Origin of the sequence: Nitrosomonas sp. ANs5 (genome assembly GCF_050584665.1) — a bacterium.
Taxonomy (GTDB): Bacteria; Pseudomonadota; Gammaproteobacteria; order Burkholderiales; family Nitrosomonadaceae; genus Nitrosomonas.
Genome location: NZ_JBEUDO010000098.1, coordinates 1 through 3,925, shown reverse-complemented (window position 1 = coordinate 3,925; position 3,925 = coordinate 1). Strand labels below are relative to the sequence as shown.

General features: G+C 56.4%; 4 protein-coding genes. All 4 read right to left on the bottom strand.

The genetic code is table 11. The features are described from left to right. Positions 1-14 precede the first annotated feature (14 nt). The 4 genes from ABTW62_RS13515 to ABTW62_RS13500 all read right to left on the bottom strand — a co-directional run bounded on the left by ABTW62_RS13515 (position 15) and on the right by ABTW62_RS13500 (position 3,853). Positions 15-881 carry a transposase zinc-binding domain-containing protein gene (locus tag ABTW62_RS13515; RefSeq protein WP_430905099.1) on the bottom strand — a complete coding sequence of 289 codons (867 nt, stop codon included), beginning with the start codon at positions 879-881 and terminating at the stop codon, positions 15-17. Between the two features lie 392 nt (positions 882-1,273). Then, positions 1,274-1,744: an HAD family hydrolase gene (locus ABTW62_RS13510; RefSeq protein WP_430905100.1), complete on the bottom strand. Its 471-nt coding sequence runs from the start codon at positions 1,742-1,744 to the stop codon at positions 1,274-1,276. A gap of 26 nt (positions 1,745-1,770) precedes the next feature. After that, a complete protein-coding gene (locus ABTW62_RS13505) occupies positions 1,771-3,105 on the bottom strand; it encodes a DUF2254 domain-containing protein (protein ID WP_430905098.1) in 1,335 nt (444 codons plus the stop codon). Positions 3,106-3,127: 22 nt separating this feature from the next. Then, on the bottom strand, positions 3,128-3,853 hold the full coding sequence (locus tag ABTW62_RS13500; RefSeq protein ID WP_430905097.1) for a mechanosensitive ion channel family protein: 726 nt from the start codon (positions 3,851-3,853) through the stop codon (positions 3,128-3,130). Between the last annotated feature and the right edge of the window lie 72 nt (positions 3,854-3,925).

The following is a 3,925-nucleotide window of genomic DNA, read 5'->3' as shown; positions in this document are numbered from 1 at the left end:
TAACTAAATTCATGTCATGGAATATTTAAAGCGGTGAGCGCTATCCGATAGGTACAGGCCGCCGATTGCAGTGGCGCCAACGCCGCATCGGTTTCTATTTCAGCTAAGTAGCTCATCCCCTCCTCCTCAATAAGCGCGCCGTTGCGGGTCAATGCTTTCATGATGCGCCAGATGATCTGGCTAAGCAGGCTTCGCAACTGCTCAGCCGTCGGTAACCGTGCGCTGTGGAATTCCGCCACACCATTTTGGATGCGGTAAACGCCGTCAAGCACCAGGCAATGCAGATGAATATTGAGATTAGCCGCCGAACCGAAACGTTGAATAAGCGTAATCGCACCGGTCTGTGCCTCAATCCGTTTCAATCCGGCCTGCTTGATTAGAAAAGTTGAAATAGCACGGTGAATCACCTGCAATACCGGTGTGATTAAGCGCGGATGAGCGGCTAATAGGTAGCGTAGCGGGATCGGCAGTGAGAGCACCCATTGGCGCACCGGCACCCGGGGTATAATGTGGTCGACCAGGTAAGCGGCCGTCTGCGCCATACGCCGTCCACCGCATGAGAGACAGAATCCTCGCCGCTTGCAGGAATAGGCTACCAGTTTGTCATGGGCGCAGCTCGCACAACGCAGGCGTAAGAACCCATGGGCCATGGGTGCCACATTCAAGAAATGCATCGAATTCATCTTTGATAAAATCGGGTAGCCCCGACCCAGTTTCAGTTTCAACTTGTGCAAAAAAGTTTCGACATTTTCTTGCACCAGTTGATACAAAACGGTTTCTTCCGGTCGGTGTCGTTCATAATGAATGCGGTTTCCGGCCGTGGCGTGTTGTGCTGATTGATGCAGGTTCTTTGTCGGTTTGCGGTACGTGGCTGTCGGCATGATCCTTGAGAACAGTGTTCGTTCTCAAAGTATCGACTGGTTGTTCCACACCTTGAGTTATTTCACCGCGGGCTCTTGGCTCTTGTCTGGCGGCAAGCCCCCCACTCGCTGCGTTTATTCTTGATGATACAGTTCCAGGCAGGGTCGTCTTTGATGATTTTAAGGCACAGAACTTTGGTGAAGCGTTTAGGGCGCCGTCAGTCGAAGAATTGGCGGAACATGTTGCTGCCGCATTGCGTGCTTTTCACCAGTACTGGAATAGCGGTGGGTGCCTGGACTGGGACAGCCTTTGGCAGCACCGTGTGCAGCTCCCTAGTTTTAGTAGACAAATTAAGGTGCCATAAGCAAGAATTTAGGAGTACGCTGTTATCAGAACAAACGGAGGTGAGTGATCATGTTGAATAACATTGCACGTAATGTTCAGCCGGGCAGCGCTCAGCAACATCGGCGAGCTCTTGTTCCTTGTGGAGATAAATCAAGACCTGGCCGGCCACCGCTTCAGACAGTCCGGAGCGGTCCACTTTGCGCGGCTGGAAGACCATATCCCCGTCGGTGAGCAGGGCCGCCGGCCCCCATTGCTTGACGTGTTCGATGACCTCAAGCGCGCCCGGAAAGAAGCGGTCAGCAAATGGATAGTTGAGCAAAAAGCGAGAGACGGCGAGAGTGTCGGGATCGTGAGGATACTCGCCTCGATAGCGTTGCAACGCGCCCAGATAATCCGCATAGCCCAGATCGGTTCGCAATTGTTCAAAGAGTGTCCAATAACACTTGGCGCGCGCGGCTCCGACCTCGTGCTCAAGATGGCTTTGCAGGTCGTCGATGACGCGGTCGTTGTCGAGCACTGTGTTGTCCACATCAAACAGAAACGCGATGTCGGGTTGTGATGGGCTTATGTTGTGATTCCCCTCTCCGTGGCAAGAATTTGAGACAGCCGTAACATGACCGCTTGGGCATCCCCACGATCATGAGGCAATGCAATCGTTTGTTCGGCGACAGTGGCAATCAGTTCCGCTTGCTGCCGCAGCGCTTGCCTGCGTCGAAGGTTCGCGGTTTGGCCGACGATGATTTCCAGCGCCTGAAGCTGTCGAGTCAGGACCGCGACGTTGCCTTCAGCGTTCTGCCGGATCTGGTCAAAGGCTTCGGCCAACAGGCTCGGGAAGCTCGGGCCTCGGGCAATCACGCGCAGCTCCCCTTGGTCCAAGCGGTGTGCAGTCGCAATGGGGCGCGACGCAAGCCGGACAAGAATCGCCGTCAGGTAGTCCACGCACATCGTCGCGGTCGTGGTGTCGTTGATGCCAGGTGACAACGCTTTCAGGGCGATGTCCACGAGTTGCCGAATGCCAAAGCTGACATCCTGTTCCACCGTGCGATGGGGGCTGATGTCGTAGGCCGAGTTGAGTTCGTCCGTCGTGTCTTCGTCCAATCCAGTCGGGTCGACCACAGAAATTAGCGCAGTCCCCTCGACGACGAACTCGCCGATTCCTTGTTCCATGCGCACGATGGTCCCGCGTTCGCTGGCAAAAGCCAGCAGCGCGTCCCCGTCGAGACTTTGAATGTAACCGGTCTTTCGTGCCGGAACGGCAGACCACGCCTGCTCCGGGAGAGACACCGCCAAGTCGCCGTCCGCGTCGTCCTCAACGTCATCGCCCATCCCCAGGGGAAACAAGTGATCCACGGCAGCGATGGTCTCCTGCGCGGACGCGGCAATAATGCTCGACGACTGGATGGACATCGAAATGTAGTGAATGAAAAAGATCAGATAGGCGATCCCAACGAACGCCAGGATCAACCCGCCCAGTACGGCCAGCGACGGGACAAACGCCCCTTCGTCACCGCCTCGAATGACCCTGAGCACCACCAGGCAGTAGGCAAAGATGCCCAGGAACACGCCGAGCACCACCTGATTGTTACGGTCTCGCATAAAGTTGCGCAGCACCCGCGACGTGTACTGACTGGACGTCAGCGACAGGACCACGATCGTGATGGAGAACACCACCCCGGCCACCGTGATCATCGAGCTGGCAACGGCGGTGAGCAGGCCCCTGGCGCCGGCCGCACCGGCGCCGAAGAGCAGTGGCCAGCGCGCGACAACATCCAGGTCAACGGTCGTGTCGACCGTGACCAGGACGGCGGCCAGTCCCACGGCACCCAACACGATCACTGCCGGTACGAACCAGAAGCTCGACCGCATGTCCTGCCACCATTGGTGTAGTTTCTTTATCATTCTTAGCTTAGCTACTCTTTGGTTATGGTTGTGGTTCGTTCGTTTGCTTCTCAGAAGTAGGAGCGTCGGAAGCAACCCGTAAGAGATTTTCCACGTCCTTCAAAGGTTGTACCTGCCGCGCCTGTTCCTCGATGACACCAGCTTCGCTGTATAAGCCAGCTTCGGCCTTCGTGGACACCGCCGCGAGTTCTTCGTGCCGCGATTCAGGAGGAAGCTCTTTTCCCGGCATGGCACCCTGCGCATCTGCTAGATGCGCATCGAGCACGGTGACGGGGATGCCTTGTGGAAAGATGACCTCTCGAGCCTCGTTGGGCTTTGAGATGCCGTGTTCATGTAAGGCAAGTTTCACCAGCCGGATCACCGACGACCGCACTTTCAACCAACTGTGTTCGCGGCCGTTGAGCCAGAAGTAGACGCGCAGGTTGACCGTCGATCTCCCAAAGCTGTCCGCCAGCACCGATGGCTCGGGGTCGATCAGAACGGCCGGGTGGTCCGCCAGCACGTTCCGTACAACCTCCTGGGCGTCGTTGATCGAATCTTCATAGCAGATGCCGACGACAAAGTCCTCGCGCCGGTTGGGGTTGGTTGTGAAGTTGCGGAGGTTGTTTTTGTAAACGCTAGCGTTCGGGATCTGCACCAGGTTGCCGTCGAGGGTCATCAGAATTGTCGTGCGCACGTTCAGTTGCTGCACGTACCCCGTCACACTGGTGACCTCGACCAGGTCGCCCGTCTCGAAGGGCCGCTGCATGCTGAGGCGTATAGGAAAAATAAACGCCCTTTTTCATAAGAACCGAATGTACCAGCAAACAGTTTTGGCGTC